Consider the following 26449-nt stretch of genomic DNA (forward strand, 5'->3'; position numbering starts at 1 on the left):
GTCACCCGCCCTGGTTCACCGACATCGTGGCCAACCCGGCGTCCTCGTGGACCCATGGCACCGAATACTCCAGCGGCACCGTCGTGTCAACGCCGTTCAGATCGAACCGCACACTGACCACCCCGTTGTCGTAGCGGTCCCACTTCTTCCGTCCAAGCGTGACCCGGTAACCGTGCAGCGGCCCGTGGCCCCGTGCCCACAGGTATGCCAGATCAGGCCTGCTTAGCCAGGCGGTGCCTGGGCCCTTGGGCCCGTTGGCATCGACAATGCGCAGTTCGGTCGCCGTGCGGCACAAATCGTGCAGTAACTCCGCTTCCGCCGCTAGCCGGTCGAACACCGGCTGCAGTTCGTCCCACAGTGCGTCGAGGTCCGTCGGAGCCAGGTCGTCGCGCTTCTCAAGCAGTTCGAACAGTCGATCGAAGATTACGTAGTAGCAGCCCCGCTCTATCCCGTCCACGCGGGACAACGCCTCGCTCATCGACTCGACGAGCCACTTAGCCATCGAACGGCCGGCGCGGTCCTCATGAATTACCGCCATGTGCGCCTCTCGGGCGACGACGACGGTCTCGGCCCGTGGATCTGCCTCGTACCGGCGGTGGAATTGCCGTACGATTCGCTCGAAGGTGCCCACCTTCGGGTCGTCGAAATCGTATTGCCAGCGGTCACCGAGCGGGGCCGTGTCCTGGCGGCCTTGGTTGATCATGCGCTTGTACTGAGGGGTGCCCCAGTAAATGTTCATCTTGTTCTGGAGATGCTGCACCTTCGCATAGCCAGAATTTCTAATCCATTGATACTGCTGCTTAAGTTCGGAAAACGTCATCTCGGGATCGAACATGATGTAGCCGAAGTTGATTTGATGCGGCTTGAGTCCGATATTTCGCAGCTCGGCAAGGGCCTTGTTGTTGTCCTCGACTGTGGTTCCTTTGTCCCATCTCAGGAGAACGCTGTCGACGCCGGACTCAACCCCAATGAATAGGCGGTGCATCCCTGCCTCGACCAAGCGCCTGGCCAAGGAAGCTTCGATTGTGTCTGCACGCATCTCGGCATAGAAGTTGATGTCAAGATTGCGCTCGGCAATGACGTCGCAGAACTCGTGCACCCACCGGATACCGTTTTTGGACGGCATTATAAACAGATCGTCCACGAAGGAGAATCGCCGCACGCCGTATCCGTCGATCACATGCTGCATCTCATCGACGATGCTCGCAGGTGAGCGGCGCACGACATTGTGATCTCCGTAGATCTGGTGGATTGAGCAGAAGGTGCAGGCTGCAAAACAGCCGCGCGAGGCAACCAGGTATGCTGAGGTGGCTCCACGGATGTCATGGCGAAGCATGAAATCGAGATCGTGTCGCGAGGGGAAGGGAAGCGCGTCAAGGTCGCGGATTCGCGCTCGCGACGCGGTCCGCCTTGGCTTGCCGCCATCGCGAAACGTCAAACCGCGCATTTCGCTCAATGGCTGGCCGCGCGATACGCGGCCGGCCAGCTCAACGATCGCATATTCACCCTCGCCTCGGACAATCGAGTCGATGTCTTGGCAGTCTTCAATGACCTGGATATCCGCTGCACTCGGAAAAACGCCGCCGACAGTAATATGCACGCTGGGCCGGGTCGCCTTGACGATGCGGGCGATGTCCTTAGCGGCGCGGTAGGTGCGCTGCGACTTGGCCGAGATGCCAATCAGTCCGAGAGCCGGATCCTCAAGTAGCATTGCCGCCACCCGGTCTGGGGCAATGCCTAGCAGTTCCGCATTGATCGAAAGCGTGCGGAAGCCGTGCGCCTCCAGCGAAGCGGTTAGGTAGGCTATGGCCAAACTCTCGCGATACTTCAGGCGATTCTTCTGCCATGCTTCGGGCAGGTGCGGGTGCACGATGGCGACCTTGAAATCAGGGAATGGATTCTTGTAGTCAGAGTATGGTTCGGTAAGCGATACCTTAAGGTCGAGTGACTTCACGCCGACAACTCCATGTGTATCGTCCATGTTTTGCCTAGTGTGTCGTGCTCACCAGATCGAAGCGGTCACGAGCCTTGCTTCCTGCCTCGGCAAATTTGGCGGAAGCCCCAGGTGTATCTGAAGTTTCCGCACGTAATCCCGTATGGCTTTAGCGGGAGTGAAAATGTGGTCGGGCAAGATTCAGAACCCGAGAATTCTGCGCGACGCCGATTAGGGCCGCTATGTCGTTAGGCTGCAGGAGCCATGCCCAACTCGGACGGATCACTCGAACCGAATGAACGGCAGTCTTGGCGCGCCTTCGGAAGGGCAATAGTGCGACCAGGCTTGTGTCGAGCCGCGTGAAGCCGGCTAGGAATTTAGCTTGCAAAGGATCGCTCCCCGTGTACTCTGTCCGTTGAAGTAACAGAGTATCCCATCAAGGCGATCAATGCAAGGGGCTTGCATTGCTGACTGTCTAGTGCTTCGATGGGCAATGTGTGGTGTCATTGAGTTGCGTTGAACCTAAAGTGTGCGGCTCCGGCTGTGGGCCTTGACGGTGTGTCTGGTGCGGCTGTTACATTCAGCGGTCCGGTGGAGAGCTCGTTGATTATGCCCATTCTCGGCCCGGTGGGCTTTGGCGTCTCATGGCGGGGATGATTTGTATTGGGAGGCTTAAACCCTTATGCCCGGGCGCTGGCAAGATCCCGACTCGAAGGCGGAATTGCCTGGATGTCTCAAGGAATCGACGCGTCGAGGTTCGCTGCCCGTCGACTGCTTGGCCGTGCCGTGCGTCAATCCGTGGCTCGAGCGGCATTGTTTGCCGATATTTATGTCAATATGCGGAGTTTTTAGCGACGTATGTCTACGACAATACCTAGAAGGTGGATGGGGCCGTGAGGGCATCTTCTATAGGATTATCGGTGCCTCCTACCTCCACCAGGTGGGAGGCAGCGTGGGCCACGTGACCGGCATCCCGCTGGACGGCGCGGTGACGGACACCCTGTCCATCGCGTCCCGGATGCTGGAGTACGGGACGCTGGAGCGCGTGTCATGAGTGCTGTCGTGCCGCGCAGAGCGGAACCAGCCAAGCTCGTTCCGGAGCTGCTCGACCGTGCCGCCGTAACCCGGCCGGAAGCGACTGCCGTGCGGGACCGAGACGGTGTGCTGACATACGCGGAGCTGGTCCACCTGTCCTGGGCCGCCCGTACCTGGTTCGCTGAGCAGGGGGTTGGCCCTGGGGACCGGATTGCCATCCGCGCAATCGAAAGAGGCCTCACGGTCGCGGCGCTGATCGGCTGTCTGCGGCTTGGCGCGGTCGCCGTGCCGTACAGTACTGAGTTAACAGTACATCAACTTTCCTACTTGATCGAAGACACCAAGCCTGCCTTCCTGCTCACCGGTGACCACAACCAGTCGACTCAGTGTGCGGTTCCGGCTGCGACCCTGAAGGATTTCGCTGCCGGCCTGGCAGAGGTAGTGGACCGTCCTGCAGCCTGCGACATTGCCACGCCAGATGGACCGGCTCCAGAAGACCTGGCGCTGCTGCTCTACACATCGGGCAGCACGGCCAAGCCCAAGGCAGTGGCGTGCACTCATGCGCAGATCTGCTTCGCTGCCAGCGCGGTTGCCGATCGGGTCGTCTACCGGCCGGACGATGTGGTCTTTTCTCGCCTTCCGCTCTGCTTTGACTACGGCCTTTACCAGGTTTTCCTTTCTGCCATCGCCGGCTGCACGCTCGTACTGGCCGAGGCAGGGCAGGCTACCAACCTCATTGGGCAGCTGGCCAAGCAGGATGCCACCGTAGTTCCGCTGGTGCCGTCGCTGGCCGCCATGTTAGTGGCCCTCAGTGCCCGGCGGTCTGTCGTTGAACAGGAATTGCGGGTGAGGCTGTTCACCAACACTGGTGAGCAACTGCCGCCTGCCACAGCAGATGCGTTGCGCGCCCGGTTCCCCGGAGCAGTTGTGCAATTGATGTTCGGCACCACGGAGTGTAAACGGATAACTGTTTCAGACGAAGACGCCTATTTGACGCGGCCCGGATCATTGGGCCGGGCGCTGCCCGGAACCACGGTGCGGATCCTTGGCCCGGCGGGCGACCCGCTGCCATCGGGGGAGGTCGGCGAGATCTGTGTCTACGGACGACATCTGATGCAGGGCTACTGGAACGCACCCGAGCTTACTGCGGAGCGATATCGCCTGGACCGCTCCACCGGCGAACGGGTCCTGCACACGGGTGATTACGGCCGGATGGACGCCGACGGTCATCTGTACTTCGAGGGCCGTCGTGACCAAATCTTCAAGTTGCACGGTATCAGGATCTCCACGACCGAGGTCGAGGCTGCGGCCGCCGCGCTGCCCGGTGTGCGCATGGTGGCGGTGCTTCCCCCCACAGCAGGCCACGAGGCGACAGTCTGCGTGGCGGGCGAGATCACGGGCGAGGAGGTGCTGCGGCAACTGCGGGAGTTGCTCGGCCCAGCGAAGACTCCGTCCCAATGTCGGGTTTTGCCGGCGCTTTCCCTAACCCACAATGGCAAGGTAGACCGGCGCCGACTCCAGCGGATTGTCCAAGGGAGCGAGACATGAGCGGCACCGTGGTACCGGATGATGTGCACACGACGAGGTTTGCCAAGTCCCCGGCGGCGACGCTTGTCGCTGACTATGGCAGCCCGCTCTACGTCTATGAACTCCGGGACGTTGAGGAAGCCGTCACGCAACTCCGCAGGTGTCTGCCCGAGCCGAGCACACTGTACTACTCGCTGAAGGCGAACCCGCATCCGGCAATCGTCCGGACAATTTATGCCGCAGGATGCCGAGCCGAGATCAGCTCAACTGGAGAACTGGAGTCGGCCCTGCAGGCAGGGATCCCCGGCAATCGGTGCCTGTACACCGGACCCGGCAAGAGCCGGCAAGAAATCTCTGCGGCCCTCACCGCTGGCGTGCGCACCTTTTCCGTCGAGTCCGCGAACGATTATCGAAAGGTCGACCGGGAAGCGTCGACGCTCGGTAAAACGGTGCGGTGTCTGCTAAGGATCAACTCGCAGGACAGCCACGGCGCCAGTGGTTTGCGGATGACCGGTGCTGCCACACAGTTCGGCGTAGACCTTGCGGAGGTGCGGCGGGTCCCTGCCGCCTTCGCACCGCTGCCGGGCGCCCGTATCGCCGGCCTCCACTTTTTCCCGCTCAGCAACGCGGAGGCATGGCAGGGGGTCTCCGACGAGATGACCGCCAGTATCGCCGAGGCCGCCCGGCTGCAAACGGAGCTGGGCATCGAGCTTCAAGTGGTGGATCTGGGCGGTGGGTTTGCCGCGCCCTATGCCACCGTCGCACCGTTTCCGGACTATGCCCCCCTGCGCTCGGTCCTCGAAGCCGCGCTGGATTTGCATCTGCCCAAATGGCGGTCGGGACGACCCGAAATCGCTTTTGAATCCGGACGATACCTGGTGGGCCGGTGCGGTCGGCTGCTCTGCTCTATCGAGGATGTCAAGCGCAGCGGGAACCGCACCTTCGTGGTGCTGGACAGTGGCATCAACCACCTGGGCGGCCTGTCCGGCCTGAGACGGCTGTTACCGATCAACGCCGCGGTTCGGCGCGTCGCGGGGCACGCTTCTGGGCCGATCGGTCGGGCGGAGGGCACCGCAGGGGCGCAAGTGGACCAGGCGGCAGCCACTGTAGTGGGGCCGCTCTGCACGCCCGCCGACCGGCTGGCCACCGGCCAGGTGCTGGCGGACGTCCGTCCCGGCGACCTAGTCGAGATCCCTAATGTCGGTGCCTACGGCCTGACTGCGAGCCTCGTCAGCTTTCTCAGCCGGCCTGCGGCGGCTGAGGTGGTGCTTCGTGACGGGTCGCCGTGCGACGTGTCCCGGCTGACGATGCGCCGCATTTCGCTCGCCCTGTCCGTCGGATCCGAGGTGAACAATTCCAAGCACATGGGGGAGTGATGGAGTCGTCCCGGCGCAATGAGGCGCTTGAGGCAGCGGACCGCGTGCGAACGATCGTGCGCCTGCGCGCGGACGCGACGGACGAGGAGGCACGGGTCTGCGAGTCAGGAATGGCCGAGCTGCGGCGCTGCGGTCTTATGGGGTTGCTGATACCGCAAGAGCACGGTGGCCTCGGCGGCGATCTGACGGACCTGGTCGAGATCGCTCAGGTCTTGGCCGGCGGATGCACTTCCACGGCAATGATCTGGGCGATGCACTGCCAGCAGACGGACGCGCTTGTACGTTTTGCCGCCCCGGTGCTGCGCGACCGGCTGCTGCCTCGCATCGCGCGGGGGGAGCTCTACCTGGCATCGGTTACCACTGATCTCGGTGCCGGCGGTCGGCTGCTTTCCAACGCCTCTCCGCTCAGCAATACAGCACAGGGGCTTCAGGTGGCCCGCGAGGCACCAATCGTCACGGGAGGAATGAACGCCGAAGGCTTCCTGATCACGATGCGCAGTTCGCCAGAGGCCCCGGAGAGCGATGTCTCGCTGGTCTATGCCGACCGTGGCCAGCTGGATATCGTCGAACGGGAGGACTGGGACACGCTGGGCATGCGTGGCACCCATAGTCTCGGGCTCAAGCTCACCGGTGTGGTACCCCGGTCGCAGGTGGTGGGTGAGGACGGTGGGTTCCGAACGGTGGCCTTGGAGAGCATGGCGCCGGTAGGTCATTTGGCCTGGACCGCCTGCTGGCTCGGCACCGCTTCCAGCGCGCTGGGCGGGCTCGTCGGACTGCTCCGCACCTCCGAACGACCGCGGAGCATCGACGTCCGCTCCGAACTTGTGGCCGAACGGCTTGCGCGGATCCGGATGGACCTGGAACTAGTCAGCGGCTATCTACACCGTGTCACAGACGAGGTCAGCCTGCTTCGCGCTGCCGGGTCGAGCCTGGCCGGAACGGCGACGCAGATCCATTTGAACACCTTGAAGGTTACTGCCGCGGAACTAACCTTCCGTAGCGTCGACCGAATGATCCAACTCGCCGGCCTGTCCGTGGGATACCGGCGCCAGTCCGCGGTGCCCCTCGAGCGCCATTTCCGCGATCTACGCTCGGCCGCCCTGAACTACGCGAACGACCGTCTGCTGACCGCAACGGGAGCATTGACTCTGATGGACCGCGCCGTACAACTGGCATGACGTCGCCGCCCACGGCCTAAACAGGAGAGTGAACGATGACCGGTGCAGACTGGCCGGATGAGTTCGAGAAGGCGGTCCGGCAGTACCTGCCGATGCTCGAGGAGGAGGTGGTCCTCACCGCCGAGTCGTCCCTGTCTGCGTTCGGACTTGACTCACTGGCCACCGTGGGATTGCTCGTCGAGTTGGAAGAAACCTTCGCGGTCCAGTTCCCGGACGAGGACTTGGCCGCCGAGACCTTTGCCAGCCCTGGCGCACTATGGGCTGTCATCGAACGGCTGCGCGAGGGACCAGACCATGGCCGGTGACTGTATCCAGGGATCACTGGCCTCCAGTTGGCTTCCAGATCGACAAGGCGAACCGGATAGGCACATACGGTTCGACCGACGGCACGGGTATCACGTGGGCCAGCGGCCGACCGCTGCACAGACATGGGGAGATGAGGAGCCATGACCCGATGGCGAACGGTGGGACGGCAACGCCTCCAACTGCTGGGGCTGCTTCATGGCGCAGGCCGAGGGACGCTGACCGGACTACTGCTTGCACACCTGGTTTCCGCCCTGGCTCCGGCAGCCATCGCCGTCGCCACGGGCTGGCTGCTCTCGCACGCCCTGCAAGCACAGTCGGTTGGCGAGATGCTGCCCCATTTGGCTCTCGTCGCTGTCGCGGTGCTGGCCGGTCAGTGCACGGAGCTCCTTCGCGAGCCGCTCGATGTCCTTGCCGCCCGCAGGATCGACGGCCAGCTGCGCTCCGAGGTACGCCGTCGGGTGGCCGAACCACGCGGCATCTCTCACCTCGACGACAGTGAATACAGTGCGGACGTTGCCAGGGTGTCGGAGCTCGGCGGGTGGCGCACTCGCACTCCCGGAACAGGTGCCATCGGTCAGCTCATTCTGCTGGGACGGCTGGCCGGGGCGGTGGGCTGCGCTGCCGTATTGGTGTGGTTTGAGCCCTGGCTGGGCGTGGCGCTGTTGACCGCAACCCTCCTGATGCGGGCCCTCATCCGACGGCAATGGGTGCGTCTGAGCGTGATCTGGGATGCCCGGGCCGGCGACCGGAACCGTATGGAGTACTGGTCGGAGACGCTCACCAATTCCTCCGCTGCGAAGGAGGTGCGGCTGTTCGGTCTCGGGAACTGGCTAAATGCCCGGCATCGAGCGCAGGCCGAGGAATGGCTCGGCGAGATCTGGCGCGAGCGGCGGGGCGTGCTGCGCCGGCAGTGGATCACGTTCGCCCTTGCTGGGGGAGCGGGTTTCGTGGCTTTGTACATCCCGGGTACGGCACTGGCCGGCGGTGATCTCACGTCCGGGAACCTGGTGACGATGGTTCTCGCTGGCTGGGGAGTCTTCGCCGCCGGCGTCATGGGACGCGAGGCGTTTGACATCGAGTACGCCACCGGAGCCCTACAGGCGTTCGAGCGACTGCGCGCGCATGAACTCGCCGCCGCAATGCAGGAGGCCGGAGTACGTCTTGCCCCTGAGTCGGCTCCGCACATCAGCTTCCAGCAGGTCGGCTTCTCTTACCCCAGGACGGAGCGCAAGGTGCTCGATGGGCTGAACCTGGAGATTCGGCCCGGCGAGGTGTTGGCCGTGGTCGGCCGGAACGGAGCCGGCAAGACCACTCTGCTGAAGATCCTCACCGGTCTGCAGCAGCCCAGCGAGGGGCAGGTGAGAGTAGACGGCATCAACCTGTCCCGGCTGGATATCACGTCCTGGCGACGCCGCATCTCCCCAGTCTTCCAGGATTTCGTGCACTATCCGCTCACCATCCGGGAAAACATCGTGCTGGGTGCACCGGAAGTTGAGGCGACCGATGAGAGCATCATGGCCGCGGTCCAGGCGGCGGGCGCCCAGGATCTCATCGAACGGCTTCCGCATGGACTGGACACCCTGCTCACCCGCGAACATCGAGGCGGCGTCGACGTGTCTGGTGGGCAGTGGCAAAAGATCGCCATTGCCCGGGCGATGTTTGCGGTGGAGCACGGTCGCAGACTGCTCATCCTCGACGAGCCCACTGCTCACTTGGACGTTCGGGCAGAGATCGGCTTTCACGAGCAAGTGATCGCGGCCGTCTCGCATGTGAGTGTCGTGGTGATCTCGCACCGGCTGTCAACCGTGCGCAACGCCGATCGGATCGTGTTGCTGACTGACGGTCGGATCACGGAAACAGGGGATCACAGCGAGCTGATGAGCCTGAACGGCCAGTATGCGAGGCTGTACCGGCTCCAGGCAGACCGGTTTAGTGACGGCCCGATGACATCCGGTGTGCCCGAGACTGCGGCTACGGCACGTCCGCATGGAGCGAAAGCGTGAAGGCCGGGTCTAGTGTGGTGCTCGCCATGCTCCGGATCGCCTACCGAGCGGACGCCCGGGCCACCACCATCGTTCTGGTGCTGGCGTTCCTCAACGCAGTGGCCGTGGCCGCTACCGGCCTCAGCGTGCGGAATCTGACCAACTCCGCCAGGCTTGGTGAATGGCACGGGATCCTGCTGGCGGCCTCGATCGGCGCCCTCGCCTACGCCATGATCGCCTCGGCCGAGCGTGTGCAGCACAACCTACAGGTCGACCTGACCGAGAGGGTCGACCTTGTACTGAGCCAGCGTCTGAACGCGATGACTGCAGGTGCCCCGACCTTGGAACATCTGGAACGTACAGAGTTCCTGGACCGATTGAGTCAGATCCGGTCGAGCACGGAGACCCTCGCGGGCGCCTGCTGGGGGGCGGTCAGCGCCGCATCATCGCTGCTGAGCCTGGGACTGAGCGCCTGGCTCCTGGCCGGTGTGCACCCGGCCCTCTCCGCGCTGGTACTGCTTGCAGCTCCGCCGCTATATTTCTCCCGCCGGGCATCGTCTCTGCTCACCCGTGCGCGCGACATGAGCGCCGAGGCCGAGCGCCGGGAGCTGCGGTTGCACCGGCTGGGGACATCGCCGCATGCGGCCAAAGAACTGCGAATCAGTGGCAGCTACCAGGACGTGGATAGGCGCGCAACCGAGTACTGGCACAGCGCCACCCGACAGACCGTGCGCGCACTGCGCGTCGCGTCGCTCTGGCAGATCGCGGGCTGGACCAGCTTCGCTGCAGGCTATCTCGTCGCCCTCGCCTTCGTGGCACATGAGGTGAGCCAGGGCCGGGGGACTCCGGGCGACCTGCTGATGGTGGCCAGCCTGTCGGCGTATCTGCGGACGCAGCTGACCAATACAGTGAACGGTCTATCTCAGCTGGCCGAGGGGCACCACACGATCCGCCATTTCCAGTGGCTCCAGACGCGCACCGAGCAGCAGGCTCACCAGGGGACCATCCCGGTGCCGGCGCATCTCACCGACGGCATCCAACTAAGCGGGGTGAGCTTCACCTATCCCGGCACGACACAGCCGGTGCTGCGAGAGTTGGATCTGCATCTGCCGGCCGGCGCGGTGGTGGCGGTGGTCGGTATTAACGGCGCGGGGAAAAGTACGCTGGTCAAGCTGATCACCGGAATGTATGAACCGTCGCAGGGTGAGGTCCTCGTCGACGGCGTTCCGTTGCGGAAGCTTCGTTTGGATGACTGGCGGGCCCGGACGACCGCCGTCTTTCAGGATTATTTCAAGTTGGAGGGCAGGGCGCTCCATTCGGTCGGGGTCGGCAGCGTGACACGGGTCGACGACGTAGAGACGGTACAGGCGGCGGTGGAAGCGGCACAGGCACGGGAGGTGACAGAGCGGCTGCCGCATGGGCTCGACACCATGCTCGGTCGGAGATTCGGTGGCACCGAGCTCTCCCATGGCCAGTGGCAGAAGCTGGCGCTGAGCCGGGCACTGATGCGACGCATGCCGTTGCTGGCGGTGCTTGACGAGCCCACCGCCGCTCTGGATCCGCAGGTGGAGCACGAGCTCTACGAGCGGTTCACGGGAATAGACCGTCCGGCGGACACCGGCGGTGGCATCACCCTCCTCATCTCGCATCGGTTCTCCACGGTCAGGGCGGCGGACCTCATTGTTGTGCTTGACCAGGGGCGGGTGGTGGAGCTGGGTACGCACGATGAGCTCAGCCATGGGCAGGGAAAGTATGCTGAGCTGTACGCTGCACAGAGCCGGGCGTACGGCCCGTGATTCTTCTATCTGTGGGCTGGGCTCTGGCCACTCGCGACCGCCATCGCTTTAACGACAGGTGCGCGGCGCCGACTTCCCCATCGTCGGCTAGTGCCCCTTGCCGCGAGCTTCGTCAGTTGACCGACGCTGCCCACAAGCTCAAGGTGAACCTAAATGATTGAGAGGACTGCTCATGCCCAGGTCTATGGGTCGGCAGCACGGACCTGATCTGGACCAGAGATGGGATTGCGGCCGCTAAGAGAGGAAGACCCAGGCATGTATAAGGACGACGAGGAGCAGCGGAGAGTATGGCAGCTTCTCGAATCGGTTGCGGTTACCAACTTCTCGGATTCCTGGTTCGAACGGGCGGTCGGCCTGGCAAAAGGAATCAAGCACTTAGATCTGCTGGCTTCCCTGGCGGCCAGACACAAGATGATGCCGGCACTGGCGCGCTTCTATCGAAGTGCCCGTCTGGCGTCGGATCTGCCGGCAGGTATGCGCGATACGCTAGCCGCTTCGCTGGCACGGAACCAGTACGAAGTAGGGAAACTGCGGGACGAGAGCATTGACATCGCCGGCCGGTTCGCGGAGCTAGGGATATCGGTAGCCTTCAATAAAGGGGTAGTGTTACAGTATAATCTTTATGACGGCTGCGGCATCCGCAGTTTTAACGACATCGATATAATGGTGCATCCCGACGGTGCTTCCGCGGCCCGTAAGGCGCTGCAGAGTCTCGGCTACGTACCGGAGCAGCAGTATGACCCGGATCTCGGGCAGCTGGTTCAGCTGCCCCGGCGGACCGCCCTCATGTACCGGCTCTACCCCGATCATCTCCCTCACTTCCATCGGATCGATCCGGAATCCGGTATCCCCGTCTTCATAGTCGACGTGGCGCTAAGTCTCACTTGGCACGGGAGTGCCTGGCAGTTTCCCATGGACGAGGTGATGGGAAGCGCCCGTGAGGCCCGGGTTGGACCGCAGGATCGGCACGTGCTGCCGACGCTGGGAGACGGGTACGCGTTCCTCTTTGTCATGCTGCACCTCTTCCGTAACTGCTGGTTCGAACGCGCCATAGCCGAAGGGGAACTTCGGCTATCGCAGTTCGCCGATGTTTGGCGATACTGGCAGCGCTGGGGCCGGAAGCACGCGGAGCAGGTGCGCACCCTCGTCGGGGAGAACGGGCTGGAGCCGGCCGTCGCCTGGGTCGCCTACTATGTCGATGCCCTTTACGGCAGCACCATGACCGCCGATCTTGGCCTACGCTCCTTCTGCGCGCCGGAGTGGCTTCGCAGTGTGGCCGGCACCGATGGCGGTTACCGTTCCTGGGACGGAGACATGCATGGCCGGCTGTTCGGTCGGGCGTCGGTCGCTCTGAAGCCCGCCGGCGAGCCGCCCTACGGCGCGCTCGCACGCGGTCGCTTCTCCTGATTCGATGGCAGACGTGCGGCGGCAGTTCGTGCATCCCTGGCTAGTACGTCAACTTCAGGCGCAGTGCGAGCATGACCCTAGTGCTACAACCGCGCCTTTGGCACATCTACCGCAGCCGGTCCGAGCCGCGTGAACCGGTACCCTTCCTGAGGCTTCGCTAACTCTTTGAGTAGAAACAACAGACATCGTCGTCGGGTGACACCCAGCGCCGTTTCCGGGAATCTCCACCCCCTTCGAGATGTCCTCCAGTATCTGGTGACTCCACAGATCGCTGGTTGGGGGCACCAACTACCAGTGAAGGCGATTTATGATGGAGAGCAATCAACTGACCTTTGGCCAGCTGTCGGTCTGGCGTAATCTAATGACTCTGCCGCGACGCACTTGGACCAGTACGATTCTCTCCAGTTTGACAGAACTGCCCGGCTGTACCAGCGGCGACGTGATGACCGCTCTCGGGGCCTTGTGTCAGCGGCACGAAGGCCTGCGCACGTCGTTCGTGGAGACGGCCGGCGCCGTCGAACAAGTGGTTCATCCGAACCCTGACGGCGCGGTGGAGATCATCGCCGTCGACGGATACGACGACGTGGAGCGTCTTACACGTGAACTCCGTTCTACGCCATTCACGTTGACCGGCGACTTTGGCTGGCGTGCATATGTGATGCGGATGGCGAGACGTCGTACCTATGTAGCTTTGGCGATGCAGCACATCATCGTGGACAGATGGGCATTGCAGATTCTCTTGGAGGAACTTCGCAACGAGTTAACCAGTCCCTCGCCCAACCTGCGCCCAGATTTGCCCCTGAGTGGACTTGCGCGACAACAGCGCTCCGCAGAGTGGAGCCGTCAGCGCGCGCAGGCAAAGTCGTACTGGCAGCGGGTCGCCGACGAGTTCGGCGGGATTACCGCCACCGGCCGGTATGGCGACCGCCGCGTGCGCGGATCGATCGACCTGCCCTCGGCACCTGCCGTCGTGTCGGAAGTGAGTAGGGTGTGTGGTGCCTCGGCGCAGTCGGTAATGCTCGCCCTAGTGGCGCTCGGCATCCATGCGTCCGACGGACGGGACCAGTTCGTCATCCACCTCATCGCGGCGAACCGATACCGGCCCACATGGAGAGGTCTCATTACTTCCATGGCACAGTCGATTCCAATCGGAGTGACGATCGACCCCGGCAGCACGTTCGTCGATCTGGCCCGCACCATGAGCCTCCGAAGCCTGCAAGGGCTGCGCAACGGGTGCTACGACGTTGACGAGGTGGCCGAACTGGCCGTGCGCGTCTCCGGCGGCCGCCGCTGGGAGTACGTGTACAACCACCTAGCGGCGCCGTGGTCCGACATGAACGGCGCAGTGGTGCCGAGTGGGGTCCGTGCTGGTCCGGTGATTGGCCCGTCAAGCCGGCCTTCGATCGCGGACATGTACTGCATCGTGCCCCGATCCGAGATTCCGGCATTGGAGTTCCACGTCGATGCCTCTCGATGCTCCGACAAGCGACTTCGACGGATGCTGGTAGGCAGTACCCAGGTACTCCGAGCACTGGCGAAGCATCCTTCGATGCATGTGGGTGAGCTGTCCGATCTGTACTGATTGTTGACTTCGAATCGAATCGGCTCCTAAGAGCTCCTAACACGATCTTGTTGATCGATGATTATGGTCGTGACGGTGGTGGGTTCTGGTCGTTGCGTACGGCGTGGGCAAGCCGTGGGTCATTGATGACGAGCTGTGGGAGTTGGTCGAGCCGTTGCTGCCGCCGTGGCCACGACGGTCGCCGGGACCGCGGCCGGTGCCGGATCGGCTCTGTCTACAAGGGATCCTGTTCGTGCTGCATACGGGTATCGGCTGGGAGGATCTGCCCCAGGAGTTGGGTTTCGGTTCCGGGATGACCTGTTGGCGCAGGCTCCGCCGCTGGACCGACGCGGGGGTGTTCGACCGGTTGCATCGGCTCCTGCTGGCCGAGTTGAACGCCGCCGGTCGGATCGACTGGTCCAGGGCGGTCATCGACGGCGGGCACATCGACGCGAAAAAGGGGGCGACGGTACCGGCCCATCCCCGGTCAACCGTGGCAAACCCGGCAGCAAGCATCATGTGATCACCGACGGGGACGGCACACCCCTCGCGGTGATCACCACCGGCGGCAACGTGCCCGACATCAGCAAGGCCGTGGACCTGCTCGACGCGGTACCACCGATCGCCGGACGCCGGGGCGCACCCCGCCGACGGTTCCCCGTCCTGCTCGCGGACAAGGGATTCGACAGCGCCGGCTTCCGAGACGCCTGTCGCAAGCGACGGACCGAGCCGATCATCCCGCAACGCGGACGCAAGCACATCAAGGGCCTCGGCAAGCTGCGCTACGTCGTGGAACAGGGCATCGCTGTCGGCGTACAGGTGAACGGGACCAGCCACGTACGACCGAACGGGGCCAGTCCGCCGTACCCGCACACGCCCGCATGATCAGGACGACTTCGACATCGATCAGTTGGTGCAGGGCTCGCCGTCGGCCCGGCGAGGGAGGCCAAGCTCGCGCTCAACCGATCCGCCGGAGTCGATGCAGCCCTCGACGAGCGCTGCGGTAGTGGGTCGAGACCAAGCCGACCCGCACCGCAGCCGCGCAGCGGCGAGGAGCGGAAGCGGCGCGGTAGTAGGGGCTATCCGGCTGCCCTCACGGCAACGACGTGCGCCAGGCAGGGTCTGGGCTGTGGGTAGGAGGCTGGCCCCGTTTATCGGGTCTGTCGCTGATCTTGTGACGTTTCTCAGGCTTGCAGGAGGATCCGTTTGCGGAGCAGGTCGAAGTTGGCGCGGCCGTAGCCCATGCGTTTGATCAGCTTGGCTCGGGTGTTCTGGCCTTCGACCTGGCCGGAGTTCCATGGGGTGGAGAGGCCGGCGACGACGGCGTCGTAGTCGTGGCAGAGTCCGTCGGCGAACTGCCGCAGGTGGGGTAGGTCGTCCTGGCGGACCTGGTCGATCCAGGCTGGTAGTTCGCTGCCGGTGAGGTTGGTCATCATGGCGGCGAACGCGCGTACGTGTCGGGCGGTGGCGTCCAGGTGCGGGCAGGCGGCTTGGACCTCGTGGAGGGTCACGGTGTGGTCGGGTTGGAGTCGGTCGGGGTGGGTCAGGAGCCAACGCGCCGTGGCGCGGGGAGCCGGGATCGGTCGGGGTGCTGGCGGGGCGACCACGCCGGCTTTGAGTAGGCGGATGTATCGGCCGACGGTGGTGCGCTCTCCGCTGTACCCCTGCTCGCGGATCTGCCGGTAGAGGTGTGAGGCGTTGCGCTGGCCCTGGGTGAACTGCTCGTAGAGCCAGGGCTTGTAGGCGTCGAGCAGGGTCCGGCGGTGGATCGCCGGCGCGAGGAGCGCGTCGAGGCTGTCGGCTCGGGCGTAGCGGCGCACGGTGTAGTAGTCCAGGTCCAGGTCGCGGCTGATGCCACGCAGTGATCGCCCGGCGGCGACCAGCTCCTGCACCGCGGCGTACCGGTTGCGGGTGCGGGCCACCAGCGGCCGAGGACGACCACGCACGTCGCAGTACTCATCCGGTAGCGGCGGCGGCACATCGGCGGCAAGGACCGGCTCCGCGGCGGCGAACGCGGTCTTGACGCACGCATGGTGCGCGGCGACGGTCTTCTCCACGGCCTCGCACAGGTTGTGCCACAGGTGCCAGCGGTCCGCCACCTGCAGGGCCTGAGGTGCCCCAGCGCGGGCGGCTTCGGCGTAGGCGCGGCCCCGGTCGCGGCACACCACCTCGATCTCGGGATGCGCCGCCAGCCACGTCGCCACCGGACCGGCGTCGCGGCCCTCGATCACCTCAACGGGCCGCCGCATCTCAAGATCAACCAGGATGGTGGCGTAGACGTGGCGGCGACGCAGGGCGAAGTCGTCGACGCCCACCACACGCACGGCCCCGGCTGGCTGCTCAGGCAACGCGCGGACCAGACGCAGCAAGGTGTCCTTCGCGACCGGAACACCGAGCCGGCGAGCAAGACGGGCAGCCGGCCTCGCCGCGAGCGCCACGGCGATCTGACCAAGGATCTGCTGCAACAGCGGGGTCCGCCGCGCGTACGGCCGGGTCAGATGCTCCACCTGCTCAACGAACGTCACCACCGGGCAGGTGCCAGCTACGCACTTGAAGCGGCGCACCACGAGTTCAACCACCACCGCGCACCCGCCCAGGGCAGCATCGGCCAACCGGCGAGCGTAGCGGCCATGCACCCGCCCCGACGGCGTACCGCAGCGTGGACACCGCCCACGGCGAGCGCGAGACCGCCCCCGCATCCAGACTGAGCCAGCTGACGTGTCCACCATGTCAATGACCAGGTTGGACAAATGAGGAAGGACTTCCCTCAGGAATCGCGAATGCACGGCGCGAATGATCACGTCCGCCAACAGCCGTCACAAGATCAGCGACAGACCCCGTTTATCCGTACCTACCTGGTCCCGTTCACCTGTACGCCGACAATCGCACTACTGCACCAGTTCCGACGCCTGGCCATCCGCTGGGAACGCCACCTCGACCTACACGACGCCCTCGTATCCCTCGGCTGCGCCCTGATCTGCTGGAGACGCTTGACCAAACAGGACAACCAAAGATCGTGTTAGGAGCTCTAAGCCGGTGAGAGCCACTCGGTGATGGTGGTGATGGTGAGGACGGCTTGGAAGCGGACTGCCAGTTTGTCGTATCGGGTGGCGACGCCGCGATGGCGTTTGAGCCGGTTGATGCCGTTCTCGACGGCGTGACGTAGCCGGTAGAGGTCCTTGTCGAAGGCGGGTGGGCGTCCGCCCTTGGAGCCTTTGGCCTTGCGGTGGGCGTCCTGGTCTTTCTTGCGGGGGATGCAGGCCTTGATCCCGCGTGAGCGCAGGTATCGGCGGTTGCCGCGGCTGGTGTAGGCCTTGTCGGCCAGGACCAGGTCGGGGCAGGTGCGGGGCCGGCCGACGCCGAGGCGGGTCACGCGGATGCGGCGTAGGACGGGGATGAACTGCGGGCTGTCACCACGGTGTCCGGCGGTCACGATCATCGAGAGGACCTTTTGTCCCTGCTCGCAGGCCAGATGGGTCTTGGTGGTCAGACCGCCGCGTGATCGGCCCAGCGCGTGGTCGGCTGGTTCGTCGTGCACGCCGCCGGGTGGTTCCTTCTGCAGATGCCCGTCGGTACGGGCGCCGGCGGCGTGCTGGTGGGCGCGGCTAGTGGAAGCTGGAGTTGGCGTGTTGATTGCGAATTTGTCAGATTGCAATAGACCGGCCTGCGAAAACGTCCTCCGGGGAGCACTCGTCGCCGGTGCGCGCGGGCGTGGCAGCACGCCCGCCGGAGCCGGCTAGGCTATCAGCCGTTGTCGGCCTGCTCGGCCATGCGACGGCGCAGGCTGGCCGGGCGAGTGTCGGTCCAGACCCCGTCGATGTATGCCACGCAATCCTCCTGGCTGCCGGTGAAGCCCTCGACGTGCCAGCCCACTGGCGGGTCACGATCGATCCACCAGATCGAGTATTGCTCCTCGTCGTTGATCACCACACGGTGGGTAGCAGAGGCCTGCTCGGACATGCTAGCTCCTTGTCGATCGATCGCGATACAGCGACAATTGGGTCACTACGGTAATCGTGACGAGGACGCGGCCGCTGCAAGCGTGGAACTGACGGTCGTGCTTGTGTGGCATCCTTTGAACACCATGGCCTCGCTTACCCGCATTTGTCAATCCTCGAAGTTAACCGGCTCGCCAACGTCGTTGTCTGGCGGGCAACGGCCAGCTTCGAGGACTGCAGCACCGCCAGGAAACGGGCCGAAGCACGCGCTATTTGCGGCGCAGCTATCTCCGTCAAGTCTCGGTCGGAAAGCCGGTCGTTCACCACCTCAAAAACTTCGCGGGCTAGGTTGCATATATTCGGCTCGCCCCGCACCTTAAGCTCCCTCCAGGAAGGGCGAGGCCGGCTTCCTGGGCAATGCCCTTGACAGGTGCTATAGTATTGTCGCAAATGGATCTCCAAGTAATGGGGGCGGTAAACCTTGCCATGCCAGCCTACGACGAATGTGCGGCTTTTGTCTGTCGGTCGTGGTCGCTTGAAGTGGGGCGAAAGCCAAACATCCAGTTGTCTCTGAGCGGATTGCGTTGCGCCGACCATCTTCTACCGAAGAGCGCTCGATGACGGATTTCTATGGCGGAATTATTGATCACAGTGACTTGAACTATTCCGATGAGAGTGGCGGTCATGCACTCGACGATTTCCTTGCAAATCGCCGGTCTCAGTATCGGGACCGAGGGAAGCTGCCGGGGCAGCGAGTTCCCTCGGGCGCTGTCGGAATCCCGGTCCTTGCCGTGCTCGCGCCCGCCGTCACCGACTTTGAGGGTGTGATCGAGTATCCAGGCGATCCAATGTGCCTGTACGCGGCGTTGCATGACAACGTTCTTGAGTCCACGCGAGCCCTGTTCAATCATTGGGACGAGCGGCACCCGCTTCGTGACATCGTGTTGGATTGGGGGACTCTGCCCGACAGCTTCTATCGCGCATCGGTGTCAGATGAGGGCATCCGAACCCCAACCGACCGCATGCCGCAGGTGTCCGACGAACTCGTTTTCGACCCGCGAGTCTGGAATCAGGCGACCAAGAGTTCCTTTGATGCAATTCTAGAGCATCTCCGCCCTCGGGTACTTCTTATCAGCAGCGTTTCTGCGGCCCACCGCTACGCCTTGGAGATGGCGGAACGAGCCAGGGCTATTCTGTCGGATATATACATTATTCTCGGCGGTCGACATGCCGATGAGACGATCTCCTGGTCGTCACCGCAGCGGAAGCTGAAACTCGACTACAGCAGCACTGTCCGGGTTCTCTCCGATGGCCGACGTCGGGTCGAAATCGACGCTGTCGTTTCCGGTGACGGGAGTCCTCTACTCGATCTGCTCTCCACGGCGGTGCTCCTGGCGATGGGTGCCGAGCCGGCCGGCCGGCCGAGCACGGCCGCAGTCACCGCGCGGCTACGGGATCTGCTCGGATGGGGCTGGCGGCCACGTGGACAGGGCGTGATCGTGCTGATGGGCGACATTCGACAGTTAACGGCCGTGCCCATAACCCAGGCTATTCAGCCTTCCTTGGAGCCGGCGGCTGGCACCTTCTACGACGCTTTTGCAATTAGGTCCCGCTTCACTGTCTTCTCTATGCCCGACGGGAGGGCGCGCCGTACGGCACACTTTCTCACCACCCGCAGCTGCCCATTCCGCTGTACGTTCTGCTCGGAAAGCTCGGCGGTGACCGGACCCGGCGTCCTGCTGCGTTCAAGTGAAACCGCCCAAGCCCTCGACAAGATGGCGAGGCTAATTTCTTTCGGGGCTGAAGCCGTGTTCTTCGACGACCCCGTGTTCTGGTCGGGTCGCTGGCACACGATCGAAGAGTTCGCCGATGCGACCATCGCCTCACGCCAAATGGACGACGACGGGCTGCAGCACAGGCACGTGGACCTTACCGACCCCGGTAGCAGGCGCCGGTGGCGAGACCTAGTATGGGGCGCACAACTCACCGTCGACGTACTGCTGCAGAAGAAGCGGGCGAACATCCCGGGTGTCCTGGCGAAACTGCACCAGGCGGGCTGTCGGTATATGTACATTGGCATCGAGAGCATGTCGGACGCGGTTATGGCCCGGGTGAAGAAGAATCTTCTTCATCGGGACGACCGTCCATGGCCGACCAAGGTTCGCGAGGCGCTGGAGATGTTGAAGGTCGCCGGAATTCCCGTTGGCACCTCTGTGTTGTTCGGGCTCGACGGTGAGGACGCAGGAACCATCGACGAGACCATCGAACGCATCGGCGAACTCGTCGACGAGTCCCTGATCATGCTGGCGAGTCCGAACATTCTGACGTATCACCCGGGCACCGCCATAGCTCAGGAGCACGGCCAGCATGAACTCGATTATCATGGCCCAATGCAGTCGAAATCCCCGTACACCTTCTTCGAGGAGGCATACGAGGGGGTGACCACGCGGTTACTAAGCACCGACGACATCTGGCGAATCCACCTGGCGACTCAAAAGCGCTGGGGACGGATACGCAACAGCGCCGATCTGGCCGGTAGCGAGCAATACCTCTGAGCCTAGGGAGCCACATTTGTCTGACGTGTGTGTTCATCAGTTGGTGGAGCGGAGCGCCGTAGCGCAGCCGGATGCGGTGGCGGTGTCAAGCCGCACTGGTGCTCTCACGTACAGACAGTTGAATGACCAGGCCGATCGACTTGCTCGCCTTTTGCGTCGATCGGGTGTAGGCCCGGAGGTGAGGGTAGGAGTATGCCTGCGGCCGGGGCCGGGCATGGTGGTTGGATTGCTGGCCGTCCTCAAGGCGGGCGGCGCGTACGTGCCGCTTGACCCCTATTATCCGGCCCAACGCCTGGCGTGGGTCGTCGCCGATGCGCGAGCAGTTGTTACGATCACCGATTCCCATACCTACGCCGCGCTGCCGACGGACGACAGTATGCAGCGGATCTGCCTGGATCGGCTCGATGGTGCGGATTTCGAGGCGCAATACGACCACCAGGAACCTGTTGCGCAGTTGGCCCCGGATAACCTTGCATACATCATGTATACCTCGGGTTCGAGCGGGACTCCGAAGGGCGTTGAGGTAACGCACCGGAATCTTTCCAACTACCTTCGTTGGGCCGATCAGGAATATCCCACTGGCGGGCGTAACGTTGCTGTGCTGCATTCGTCGATCTCGTTCGACTTGACGGTCACGGCATTGTATCTTCCGTTGATTAGAGGGATGTTGATCGAGATCCCTGACAATGACGGGCCAGCCAGCGGAGCGTCTAGCCTCGAAACCCACCTGCTCGCCCGCCCGAAGGGCATTGGTCTGCTCAAGGCAACCCCGGCGCACGTTGAGATGCTGTGCCGCGCCCTTGAAAGTGCGGGTATCACCCTGGACGTGGGATCCATCGTCATCGGCGGGGAGGCGTTCAGTTGGGATCTGGCTGACCTGGTGCGCAGGACGTGCGGCAGCGCCACGGTGATCGTCAACGAGTACGGGCCGACAGAGACGACCGTAGGCTGCACCACGTACAAGGTGACTGACGCCGTGTCGAGCGATCACGGGCCTACCGTCCCCATCGGTCGTCCGATTGCGAATATGGAAGTGTTCGTGGTGGATGAGGTTGGTGGGTTGGTTCCGGTTGGCGTGCCGGGTGAGGTGTTGATTGGTGGTGCGGGGGTTGCTCGTGGTTATGGGAATCGGCCGGGGTTGACGGCTCTGCGTTTTGTTCCGCACCCGTTCTCAGATGTTCCCGGGGCACGGTTGTATCGCAGCGGTGATGTGGCGCGTTGGCGGGCCGATGGCGAGTTGGAGTTTTTGGGGCGTCTTGATGACCAGGTCAAGATACGGGGCTTTCGTATCGAGCCGGGTGAGATTGAGGCGATGTTGCGTCAGCTTCCTGGTATCGGGGAAGCAGTGGTGGTGGCGCGGCAGGACCGGCCTGGTGACAAGCGTCTGGTGGCGTACCTGACCGCGGATGGTCCGAGGCCGAGTGTGACGGCAGTGCGTGGATGGTTGCGGCAGCGGTTGTCCGAGTACATGATCCCTGCGGCGTTTGTGTTCCTGGATGCGTTGCCGTTGAACCACAATGGCAAGGTTGATCGGGGCGCCCTGCCGGTGCCGGAGTCTGGTCGTCCTGATCTGGAGGCGGGTTACGTCCCGCCGGAGACACCGACCGAGTGGGCCATCGCGGCTATCTGGGTCGAGGTGCTGGGTGTGGACCCGATCGGCCGCCACGACAACTTCTTCGAACTCGGGGGCCATTCCCTTCTGGCCATTCAAGCTGTGTCCCGGCTGAGTCAGGATCGCGGGAAAGACATCTCCGTCCGGCTCATGTTCACCGCACCCACTGTCGAGCGGCTGGCTCGGGACCTCGATGCCATGCGGGCCCCGGCAACCCCGCCCGTCGTGCTGGCACGGCGAGCTGGCGACCGGGCTCCCTTGTCCTTCGCGCAGCAACGGATGTGGTTCCTGGATCAACTCCAGCCAGGAGGCATCGAGTACCTCGTCCCCATGCTGCTGTGCCTGCGCGGTGTCCTGGACGTGCCCGCCCTGAGGAATGCCTGGGCCGCACTCTGCACCCGACACGAGGTACTACGTACGGTCATCGAGCACGTCGGCGGCAAACCGGTCCAGGTGGTCCGGCCCGCGTCGATCGTCGACCTGCGGATACTGGACGCTGCGGAGCATTCTGGCGAGTCCGCGCTCGATATGGCGAAGCGCGAGGCCATCCGACCGATCGACCTGACCCTTGCACCCGTCCGGGCCGTGCTGATAAGGGCAAACGACCAGGACGAACACCTCCTGGTGCTCACCGTGCATCACATCGCCTTCGATGGCTGGTCGGCGGAGGTTTTGACGCGGGACCTGAGCGAGTTCTATGCCGCTGCAGTAGAGGAGCGTCCGGCCAGCCTGCCTGAATTGCGTATACAGTACGCAGATTTCGCCGAGTTTCAGCGCGACCGGATTCGGGGCGATCTGCTGGACCGGCAGCTCGACTACTGGAGGCAAGCGCTCGATGGCCTGTCGGCTCTGAAACTGCCAGTGGATCGGATGCGATCCGCGGTGCGTTCAGCTGAGGGGCGCATCCACCGGATCACGGCGCCGCCGGATGTGACGGCGGCGCTTCGGCAAACCGCGCGACGCCACGACGTGACGTCGTTCGTGGTGTTGCTGGCCGTGTTCCAGACGATGCTCTGTCGGCTCAGCGGGCAGACGGATGTAGCCGTAGGCACACCGATCACGGGTCGGGACCGACCGGAGACCGAGGATCTGCTCGGGCTCTTCGTTAATACCCTGGTGATGCGGGCCGACCTGTCGGGGGACCCGACGTTCGAGCAGGTGCTGGCTCAGGTGCGCCAGTCCACGCTGGATGCGTTTGAACATCGGGATGTCCCGTTCGAGCGGCTGGTCGAGGTTCTGGCTCCGGTACGGGACCTCGCTCGAACGCCACTGGTTCAGACGATGTTCGTACTGCAGAGCGGGCGTGGTGAGGCGTGGAAGCCACCAGGTGTGGAAGTCGAGGTGGTGGCGCTCGACTACGCACCCGCAAAGTTCGATCTCACGATGACGGTGAGTGAAGCGGACACATGCCTCAACATCGAGCTGTGCTTCGCGGTGGACCTGTTCGAAGACGCGACCGTCCAGCGCATCGCGGAACACTTCCTCACGCTGCTGGCCGCCGTCACGGAAGATCCGACGGTGCACGTCAAGCGGGTGTCGCTGCTCAGTGACGATGAACGGCATCACATCGCGGCGCGGAACGACACTGTCACGGACTACCCGCAAGACGTGGGCGTGCATCAGCTGGTCGAGCACTGGGCTGCTGTACGGCCGGAGTCGGTCGCGGTGGTCTACGGCACTGAGACCCTGACCTACGGACAGCTGAACCAGCGCGCCAACAAGCTCGCCCACCACCTACGTGAGTTGGGCGTCGGCCCCGGAGTACACGTAGGGGTGAACTCAAGACCCAGCTCGGACATGATCGTTGCGCTACTCGGTGTGCTGAAGGCCGGTGGTACGTATGTCCCGCTCGACCCCGATTACCCCGACGACCGTCTCGCTATGATCATCGCTGACACTGGTCTCCGTGTAGTGGTCACCGAAGGTGCGCCAGCAGCGGCACTGCCCGCTGGCCTCGGTGTGCGGCAGGTGCGCCTGGACCCATCCGAGTCCGCGTCCCGGCCCGCCACCAACCCTGTACCGCTGGGATCGGGTGACCAACTCGCCTATGTCATCTATACGTCGGGCTCGACCGGGGCGCCGAAGGGTGTACAGATCACCCATCAGAATCTAGTCAATCTCATCTGGACGAGCCGGCAGGAGTTCCAGTTCGACGCCGACGACGCCTGGGTCCTCTTCCACTCCTTCGCGTTCGACTTCTCCGTCTGGGAGATCTGGGGCAGTCTGTGTCACGGCGGCCGACTGATCGTCCTCGACCGCGCTACGACCCGGGACCCGCTCGCCCTGCTCGATGCGCTGATCGAGCAGAAAGTCACAGTATTCAACCAGACGCCGTCGGCATTCGAGACGTTTCAGCGAGTCGCTGTCCGCTCCCCGGCGGCCGGTGCGCTCAGCCTCCGGCTTGTCATCTTCGGCGGGGAGGCCCTCGACCCGTCAGCACTGGCCGAGTGGCGCGGCGCGGCCCACCTTCCGCAGCCGCGTCTGGTGAACATGTACGGCATCACCGAAACCACCGTTCATGTCACCGCGCGCGACCTGACCATCGACGACATCACTGCAGGCGGCGGCAAGTCTCCCATCGGTCGTCCGATTGCGAATATGGAAGTGTTCGTGGTGGATGAGGTTGGTGGGTTGGTTCCGGTTGGCGTGCCGGGTGAGGTGTTGATTGGTGGTGCGGGGGTTGCTCGTGGTTATGGGAATCGGCCGGGGTTGACGGCTCTGCGTTTTGTTCCGCACCCGTTCTCAGATGTTCCCGGGGCACGGTTGTATCGCAGCGGTGATGTGGCGCGTTGGCGGGCCGATGGCGAGTTGGAGTTTTTGGGGCGTCTTGATGACCAGGTCAAGATACGGGGCTTTCGTATCGAGCCGGGTGAGATTGAGGCGATGTTGCGTCAGCTTCCTGGTATCGGGGAAGCAGTGGTGGTGGCGCGGCAGGACCGGCCTGGTGACAAGCGTCTGGTGGCGTACCTGACCGCGGATGGTCCGAGGCCGAGTGTGACGGCAGTGCGTGGATGGTTGCGGCAGCGGTTGTCCGAGTACATGATCCCTGCGGCGTTTGTGTTCCTGGATGCGTTGCCGTTGAACCACAATGGCAAGGTTGATCGGGGCGCCCTGCCGGTGCCGGAGTCTGGTCGTCCTGATCTGGAGGCGGGTTACGTCCCGCCGGAGACACCGACCGAGTGGGCCATCGCGGCTATCTGGGTCGAGGTGCTGGGTGTGGACCCGATCGGCCGCCACGACAACTTCTTCGAACTCGGCGGGGACTCGCTGCTGAGCCTTCAAGTGATTGCCAAAGCCAGAGAAGCCGGTATTCAGCTGACTCCACGGATGCTGTTCCAGCACCAGACCCTCGCTACTGTGGCAGAGGGACAGCACTCGAAAGAGAGACAGCCGTGTGACAGTGGGCCAGGACTGGTGGAGCTCAATCGCAGCGGTGCCTCCCGAACGATGTTCTGGCACCACGAAATCGGTGGCGCTGTCACCGGCTACCTCACCCTGGCCCGAGCACTCAGCAACGACACACGAATGGTCGGCGTGGAATCGGCGGCGCTGCCAACGGCGGGCAGCGACCTGACCGCGATGGCATACGAATATGCCGATGCCATGCGTTGTCTCGACCCGCAGGGACCCTATCTCCTCGGCGGCTGGTCGATCGGGGGCGTGATCGCGTTCGAGGTAGCACGGGCACTGCAAGAAATGGGAGCACGAGTAGCAGCGCTCTTTTTGCTCGATTCTGCGCTCCCGATCGGTGAGCCAGCCCAGAAGTACCTTGCCAACGAGTCGATGCTGTCGACACTCATTGCGAGGATCACCTCCGGCGACTGGGAGACGACTTCCCGATCACCGGAATTCATCCGTGCCATGGCAGAGCTCGCCCTCCCGGACGAACTCCGACTGCTTGGTGCCGCCGAGATGCACCGCAGGCTGGAAGTCATGCGAGCCCACTGCCGCGCGGTCGTCAACTACAGGCCCAGCCGGATCGATTGTGAGGCCGTGTTGTACAGGGCTCGCGAGTCGGCCTGGCAAGGTGCGGCGGAGGACACGTGGGTGCCCTTTGTCGAACGACTCACTGTCCGTACGGTGCCCGGTGATCATCACAGCATCCTGCGTCATCCCGATGTCGAAACTCTCGCGGGTCTCATCATGGCGGACGTGGCCCGATTGCTGCCGAACGCCGAGGTGTGACCGCGACTGATGGAGAAGACGCCCAACCTTGGGAGAGACATGGCAGCAGGTACGAGCT

Annotated in this window: 15 protein-coding genes and 1 pseudogene; 12 read left to right on the forward strand and 4 right to left on the reverse strand. The window is 63.7% G+C overall.

Annotated features, from left to right (window positions below; all coding sequences use genetic code 11):
- Position 1 precedes the first annotated feature (1 nt).
- On the reverse strand, positions 2–1954 hold the full coding sequence (locus AB0M35_RS02280) for a radical SAM protein (RefSeq protein WP_363740466.1): 1953 nt from the start codon (positions 1952–1954) through the stop codon (positions 2–4).
- 1029 nt (positions 1955–2983) lie between these two features.
- On the opposite strand from AB0M35_RS02280, the gene AB0M35_RS02285 reads away from it, so the two are divergent.
- The 10 genes from AB0M35_RS02285 to AB0M35_RS02330 all read left to right on the forward strand — a co-directional run bounded on the left by AB0M35_RS02285 (position 2984) and on the right by AB0M35_RS02330 (position 14986).
- Positions 2984–4516, forward strand: a complete 1533-nt coding sequence (locus AB0M35_RS02285; RefSeq protein ID WP_363740468.1) for an AMP-binding protein — start codon at positions 2984–2986, stop codon at positions 4514–4516.
- Positions 4513–5871: a type III PLP-dependent enzyme gene (locus AB0M35_RS02290; RefSeq protein WP_363740469.1), complete on the forward strand. Its 1359-nt coding sequence runs from the start codon at positions 4513–4515 to the stop codon at positions 5869–5871. The genes AB0M35_RS02285 and AB0M35_RS02290 overlap by 4 nt, the downstream gene beginning before the upstream one ends.
- Positions 5872–5915: 44 nt before the next feature.
- On the forward strand, positions 5916–7049 hold the full coding sequence (locus tag AB0M35_RS02295) for an acyl-CoA dehydrogenase family protein (RefSeq protein WP_363740471.1): 1134 nt from the start codon (positions 5916–5918) through the stop codon (positions 7047–7049).
- Positions 7050–7084: 35 nt separating this feature from the next.
- Positions 7085–7354 carry a phosphopantetheine-binding protein gene (locus AB0M35_RS02300; protein ID WP_363740473.1) on the forward strand — a complete coding sequence of 90 codons (270 nt, stop codon included), beginning with the start codon at positions 7085–7087 and terminating at the stop codon, positions 7352–7354.
- Positions 7355–7495: 141 nt separating this feature from the next.
- On the forward strand, positions 7496–9358 hold the full coding sequence (locus AB0M35_RS02305) for an ABC transporter ATP-binding protein (protein WP_363740475.1): 1863 nt from the start codon (positions 7496–7498) through the stop codon (positions 9356–9358).
- A gap of 26 nt (positions 9359–9384) precedes the next feature.
- Positions 9385–11133 carry an ATP-binding cassette domain-containing protein gene (locus AB0M35_RS02310; protein ID WP_363740477.1) on the forward strand — a complete coding sequence of 583 codons (1749 nt, stop codon included), beginning with the start codon at positions 9385–9387 and terminating at the stop codon, positions 11131–11133.
- Between the two features lie 255 nt (positions 11134–11388).
- Positions 11389–12540, forward strand: a complete 1152-nt coding sequence (locus AB0M35_RS02315; protein ID WP_363740480.1) for a nucleotidyltransferase family protein — start codon at positions 11389–11391, stop codon at positions 12538–12540.
- 310 nt (positions 12541–12850) lie between these two features.
- Complete coding sequence (locus AB0M35_RS02320) at positions 12851–14122, forward strand: condensation domain-containing protein (RefSeq protein WP_363740482.1); 1272 nt, start codon at positions 12851–12853, stop codon at positions 14120–14122.
- A 103-nt stretch (positions 14123–14225) separates the two neighbouring features.
- Positions 14226–14624, forward strand: a complete 399-nt coding sequence (locus tag AB0M35_RS02325) for a transposase (protein ID WP_363740484.1) — start codon at positions 14226–14228, stop codon at positions 14622–14624.
- Entirely contained in the window at positions 14621–14986 is a 366-nt protein-coding gene (locus AB0M35_RS02330) for a transposase (RefSeq protein ID WP_363740486.1), read from the forward strand. The genes AB0M35_RS02325 and AB0M35_RS02330 overlap by 4 nt, the downstream gene beginning before the upstream one ends.
- Before the next feature lie 299 nt (positions 14987–15285).
- Here the strand turns inward: AB0M35_RS02330 and AB0M35_RS02335 are convergent, their stop codons facing one another.
- The 3 genes and pseudogenes from AB0M35_RS02335 to AB0M35_RS02345 all read right to left on the reverse strand — a co-directional run bounded on the left by AB0M35_RS02335 (position 15286) and on the right by AB0M35_RS02345 (position 18061).
- The gene (locus tag AB0M35_RS02335; protein ID WP_363740488.1) at positions 15286–16830 is read right to left on the reverse strand and encodes an ISL3 family transposase; all 1545 of its coding nucleotides are present in this window, start codon (positions 16828–16830) and stop codon (positions 15286–15288) included.
- Positions 16831–17129: 299 nt separating this feature from the next.
- Positions 17130–17711: pseudogene (locus AB0M35_RS02340) on the reverse strand (IS5 family transposase); the annotation flags it as partial.
- Positions 17712–17845: 134 nt separating this feature from the next.
- Complete coding sequence (locus AB0M35_RS02345) at positions 17846–18061, reverse strand: MbtH family NRPS accessory protein (RefSeq protein ID WP_363740490.1); 216 nt, start codon at positions 18059–18061, stop codon at positions 17846–17848.
- Between the two features lie 595 nt (positions 18062–18656).
- On the opposite strand from AB0M35_RS02345, the gene AB0M35_RS02350 reads away from it, so the two are divergent.
- Both AB0M35_RS02350 and AB0M35_RS02355 read left to right on the forward strand, forming a co-directional pair.
- Positions 18657–20594 carry a radical SAM protein gene (locus tag AB0M35_RS02350; RefSeq protein WP_363740492.1) on the forward strand — a complete coding sequence of 646 codons (1938 nt, stop codon included), beginning with the start codon at positions 18657–18659 and terminating at the stop codon, positions 20592–20594.
- Between the two features lie 43 nt (positions 20595–20637).
- Positions 20638–26391, forward strand: coding sequence for an amino acid adenylation domain-containing protein (locus AB0M35_RS02355; RefSeq protein WP_363741848.1), 5754 nt, complete (start codon positions 20638–20640; stop codon positions 26389–26391).
- The last annotated feature ends 58 nt before the right edge of the window (positions 26392–26449 follow it).

The organism is Micromonospora sp. NPDC051196 (genome assembly GCF_040682415.1).
Taxonomy (GTDB): Bacteria; Actinomycetota; Actinomycetes; order Mycobacteriales; family Micromonosporaceae; genus Micromonospora.